Below are 5,546 nucleotides of genomic sequence, written 5' to 3'. Positions count from 1 at the left end.
AAAAATAAAAGGATGAAGTAGTTGACAGAGGTTTAGGTGAGGCGTATAGTTCGCCTTCTTCGCTGATGACGCGACACGAAACGAACTAAACAGTTTAAAGTAGAACGCAGTCGAAAGCAACGCTCTTTAACAGAACAGATTACCGATAAGTGTGAGTGCGGATGAGCCTCACACTGATTCAGAGAGACGAGATATATAGACATATACTTGTCAATAACTTTGAAGCAGACCAGTGATTTCGAAGGGAACTTCGAGATTGCAACAAGCTAAGATTAAACATAAGAGTTTGATCCTGGCTCAGATTGAACGCTGGCGGCATGCTTTACACATGCAAGTCGAACGGCAGCACGGAGAGCTTGCTCTCTGGTGGCGAGTGGCGAACGGGTGAGTAATGCATCGGAACGTACCGAGTAATGGGGGATAACTGTCCGAAAGGATGGCTAATACCGCATACGCCCTGAGGGGGAAAGCGGGGGATCTTAGGACCTCGCGTTATTTGAGCGGCCGATGTTGGATTAGCTAGTTGGTGGGGTAAAGGCCTACCAAGGCGACGATCCATAGCGGGTCTGAGAGGATGATCCGCCACATTGGGACTGAGACACGGCCCAAACTCCTACGGGAGGCAGCAGTGGGGAATTTTGGACAATGGGGGAAACCCTGATCCAGCCATGCCGCGTGTCTGAAGAAGGCCTTCGGGTTGTAAAGGACTTTTGTTAGGGAAGAAAAGCTGGGTGCTAATACCATCTAGTGCTGACGGTACCTAAAGAATAAGCACCGGCTAACTACGTGCCAGCAGCCGCGGTAATACGTAGGGTGCGAGCGTTAATCGGAATTACTGGGCGTAAAGCGAGCGCAGACGGTTAAATAAGTCAGATGTGAAATCCCCGAGCTCAACTTGGGACGTGCATTTGAAACTGTATGACTAGAGTGTGTCAGAGGGAGGTAGAATTCCACGTGTAGCAGTGAAATGCGTAGAGATGTGGAGGAATACCGATGGCGAAGGCAGCCTCCTGGGATAACACTGACGTTCATGCTCGAAAGCGTGGGTAGCAAACAGGATTAGATACCCTGGTAGTCCACGCCCTAAACGATGACAATTAGCTGTTGGGGTACTAGATGCCTTAGTAGCGAAGCTAACGCGTGAAATTGTCCGCCTGGGGAGTACGGTCGCAAGATTAAAACTCAAAGGAATTGACGGGGACCCGCACAAGCGGTGGATGATGTGGATTAATTCGATGCAACGCGAAGAACCTTACCTGGTCTTGACATGTACGGAATCTCTTAGAGATAGGAGAGTGCCTTCGGGAACCGTAACACAGGTGCTGCATGGCTGTCGTCAGCTCGTGTCGTGAGATGTTGGGTTAAGTCCCGCAACGAGCGCAACCCTTGTCATTAGTTGCCATCATTAAGTTGGGCACTCTAATGAGACTGCCGGTGACAAACCGGAGGAAGGTGGGGATGACGTCAAGTCCTCATGGCCCTTATGACCAGGGCTTCACACGTCATACAATGGTCGGTACAGAGGGTAGCGAAGCCGCGAGGTGAAGCCAATCTCAGAAAGCCGATCGTAGTCCGGATTGCACTCTGCAACTCGAGTGCATGAAGTCGGAATCGCTAGTAATCGCAGGTCAGCATACTGCGGTGAATACGTTCCCGGGTCTTGTACACACCGCCCGTCACACCATGGGAGTGGGGGATACCAGAATTGGGTAGACTAACCGTAAGGAGGTCGCTTAACACGGTATGCTTCATGACTGGGGTGAAGTCGTAACAAGGTAGCCGTAGGGGAACCTGCGGCTGGATCACCTCCTTTCTAGAGAAAAGAAGAGGCTGATTCGCATTCACACTTATCGGTAAACTGAAAAGATGCGAGAAGAGACTGAATAAACTGGGTTTGTAGCTCAGCTGGTTAGAGCACACGCTTGATAAGCGTGGGGTCGGAGGTTCAAGTCCTCCCAGACCCACCACATATTTAAGGACGCGGGGGCATAGCTCAGTTGGTAGAGCACCTGCTTTGCAAGCAGGGGGTCATCGGTTCGATCCCGTTTGCCTCCACCACGACTCTGTAGGAAGAGGGAAGTTGGTTCAGGATACTTTGGAAATTAAAGGTAGTTTAGTCTGAGTACAGACGAAGCAGAAGCTAGCTTTAATTTGCGAAGTAACGCATCGATCTTTAACAAATTGGAAAGCCGAAATCAACAAACAAAGATTGAGGCACAGGAATCGGAATCTGGAAACAGATGAAGAAGAAAGTGCTGAAAGAATTGGGTGATGATTGTATCGCTGAACAACGAAGACAAAAGGCGTTGTTCAGACAACCAAAGCAGTAAGCTTTATGAGAGTAAAGGCCTTAGTCATATTCACTAGTCAACGGTGGAGATGGCGAAGTCAAGAGGTTCTTGAAATGATAGAGTCAAGTGAATAAGTGCATCAGGTGGATGCCTTGGCGATGATAGGCGAAGAAGGACGTGTAAGCCTGCGAAAAGCGTGGGGGAGCTGGCAATAGAGCTGTGATCCCGCGATGTCCGAATGGGGAAACCCACCATGTATAAGCATGGTATCCTGCACTGAATCCATAGGTGCAGAGAAGCGAACCTGGAGAACTGAACCATCTAAGTACCCAGAGGAAAAGAAATCAACCGAGATTGCGCAAGTAGTGGCGAGCGAACGCGTAAGAGCCTGTATATGATAGCCACTGAGATAGAAGAACAAGCTGGGAAGCTTGGCCAAAGAGGGTGAAAGCCCCGTATTCGAAATTTCAGAGGTGGTACTAAGTATACGCAAAGTAGGGCGGGACACGCGAAATCCTGTCTGAAGATGGGGGGACCATCCTCCAAGGCTAAATACTCATCATCGACCGATAGTGAACCAGTACCGTGAGGGAAAGGCGAAAAGAACCCCGGGAGGGGAGTGAAATAGAACCTGAAACCTGATGCATACAAACAGTGGGAGCGGAGAAATCCGTGACTGCGTACCTTTTGTATAATGGGTCAACGACTTACATTCAGTAGCGAGCTTAACCGATTAGGGGAGGCGTAGGGAAACCGAGTCTTAATAGGGCGATTAGTTGCTGGGTGTAGACCCGAAACCGAGTGATCTATCCATGGCCAGGTTGAAGGTGCCGTAACAGGTACTGGAGGACCGAACCCACGCATGTTGCAAAATGCGGGGATGAGCTGTGGATAGGGGTGAAAGGCTAAACAAACTCGGAGATAGCTGGTTCTCCCCGAAAACTATTTAGGTAGTGCCTCGAGTAAGACACTGATGGGGGTAAAGCACTGTTATGGCTAGGGGGTCATTGCGACTTACCAACCCATGGCAAACTAAGAATACCATCAAGTGGTTCCTCGGGAGACAGACATCGGGTGCTAACGTCCGGTGTCAAGAGGGAAACAACCCAGACCGCCAGCTAAGGTCCCAAATGACAGATTAAGTGGTAAACGAAGTGGGAAGGCCGAGACAGCCAGGATGTTGGCTTAGAAGCAGCCATCATTTAAAGAAAGCGTAATAGCTCACTGGTCGAGTCGTCCTGCGCGGAAGATGTAACGGGGCTCAAATCTGTAACCGAAGCTGCGGATGCCAGTTAACTGGCATGGTAGGGGAGCGTTCTGTAGGCCGAAGAAGGTGTGTTGAGAAGCATGCTGGAGGTATCAGAAGTGCGAATGTTGACATGAGTAGCGATAAACAGGGTGAAAAGCCCTGTCGCCGAAAACCCAAGGTTTCCTACGCAACGTTCATCGGCGTAGGGTGAGTCGGCCCCTAAGGCAAGGCAGAGATGCGTAGTCGATGGGAAACAGGTTAATATTCCTGTACTTGATTCAAATGCGATGTGGGGACGGAGAAGGTTAGGTCATCGATCTGTTGGAATAGATCGTTTAAGCCGGTAGGTGGAGCACTTAGGCAAATCCGGGTGCTTAACACCGAGAAGTGATGACGAGTGTCTACGGACACGAAGTGACTGATACCACGCTTCCAGGAAAAGCCACTAAGCTACAGTTTGAATGAAACCGTACCGCAAACCGACACAGGTGGGTAGGATGAGAATTCTAAGGCGCTTGAGAGAACTCAGGAGAAGGAACTCGGCAAATTGATACCGTAACTTCGGGAGAAGGTATGCCTCTGATGGTTAAGGATTAACTCCGTAAGCCGTTAGAGGTCGCAGAGAATAGGTGGCTGCGACTGTTTAATAAAAACACAGCACTCTGCAAACACGAAAGTGGACGTATAGGGTGTGACGCCTGCCCGGTGCTGGAAGGTTAATTGAAGATGTGCAAGCATCGGATCGAAGCCCCAGTAAACGGCGGCCGTAACTATAACGGTCCTAAGGTAGCGAAATTCCTTGTCGGGTAAGTTCCGACCCGCACGAATGGCGTAACGATGGCCACACTGTCTCCTCCTGAGACTCAGCGAAGTTGAAATGGTTGTGAAGATGCAATCTCCCCGCTGCTAGACGGAAAGACCCCGTGAACCTTTACTGTAGCTTTGCATTGGACTTTGAAGTCACTTGTGTAGGATAGGTGGGAGGCTAAGAAGCAGAAACGCTAGTATCTGTGGAGCCGTCCTTGAAATACCACCCTGGTGACTTTGAGGTTCTAACCCGGATCCATCATCTGGATCGGGGACCGTGCATGGTAGGCAGTTTGACTGGGGCGGTCTCCTCCCAAAGAGTAACGGAGGAGTTCGAAGGTTACCTAGGTCCGGTCGGAAATCGGACTGATAGTACAATGGCACAAGGTAGCTTAACTGCGAGACCGACAAGTCGAGCAGGTGCGAAAGCAGGACATAGTGATCCGGTGGTTCTGAATGGAAGGGCCATCGCTCAACGGATAAAAGGTACTCCGGGGATAACAGGCTGATTCCGCCCAAGAGTTCATATCGACGGCGGAGTTTGGCACCTCGATGTCGGCTCATCACATCCTGGGGCTGTAGTCGGTCCCAAGGGTATGGCTGTTCGCCATTTAAAGTGGTACGTGAGCTGGGTTTAAAACGTCGTGAGACAGTTTGGTCCCTATCTGCAGTGGGCGTTGGAAGTTTGACGGGGGCTGCTCCTAGTACGAGAGGACCGGAGTGGACGAACCTCTGGTGTACCGGTTGTGACGCCAGTCGCATCGCCGGGTAGCTAAGTTCGGAAGAGATAAACGCTGAAAGCATCTAAGCGTGAAACTCGCCTGAAGATGAGACTTCCCTAGGGATTTAATCCCTCTAAAGAGACGTTCGAGACCAGGACGTTGATAGGTCGGGTGTGGAAGAGTGGTAACACTTGCAGCTAACCGATACTAATTGCTCGTGAGGCTTGACTCTATCATTTGAAGAACTTCGTACATGAGAGTATGTGCAGAAGAAATGATAAAAGCTTACTGATGAATACACATCACCAAGATTAAGGCTTTCTGATTTGACAGTTTAATGTCTGGCGGCCATAGCGGGTTGGTCCCACGCCTTCCCATCCCGAACAGGACCGTGAAACGACCTAGCGCCGATGATAGTATGGATGCCCATGTGAAAGTAGGACACCGCCAGACTCCCCATAAGAAGAACCCGGTTGA

The 5,546-nt window shown here is 50.2% G+C and carries 2 tRNA genes and 3 rRNA genes; all 5 read left to right on the top strand.

The annotated features are described in order from the left end of the window. The first annotated feature begins 274 nt into the window (after positions 1-274). Positions 275-1,813: ribosomal RNA gene (locus GYX26_RS11065) — 16S ribosomal RNA — on the top strand. 77 nt (positions 1,814-1,890) lie between these two features. Continuing rightward, positions 1,891-1,967: transfer RNA gene (locus GYX26_RS11060), tRNA-Ile, on the top strand. A gap of 15 nt (positions 1,968-1,982) precedes the next feature. Further along, positions 1,983-2,058, top strand: a tRNA-Ala gene (locus tag GYX26_RS11055). Between the two features lie 353 nt (positions 2,059-2,411). Next, positions 2,412-5,301 (top strand): 23S ribosomal RNA (locus tag GYX26_RS11050). A gap of 108 nt (positions 5,302-5,409) precedes the next feature. Further along, positions 5,410-5,522: ribosomal RNA gene (rrf, locus tag GYX26_RS11045) — 5S ribosomal RNA — on the top strand. The 16S, 23S and 5S rRNA genes sit together here with 2 tRNA genes alongside, the layout of an rRNA operon. Positions 5,523-5,546 lie beyond the last annotated feature (24 nt).

Origin of the sequence: Snodgrassella sp. ESL0253 (genome assembly GCF_013344965.1) — a bacterium.
Taxonomy (GTDB): domain Bacteria; phylum Pseudomonadota; class Gammaproteobacteria; order Burkholderiales; family Neisseriaceae; genus Snodgrassella; species Snodgrassella alvi_B.
The sequence above is the reverse complement of the archived record's forward strand: the minus strand, read 5'-3'. Positions and strand labels throughout refer to the sequence as shown.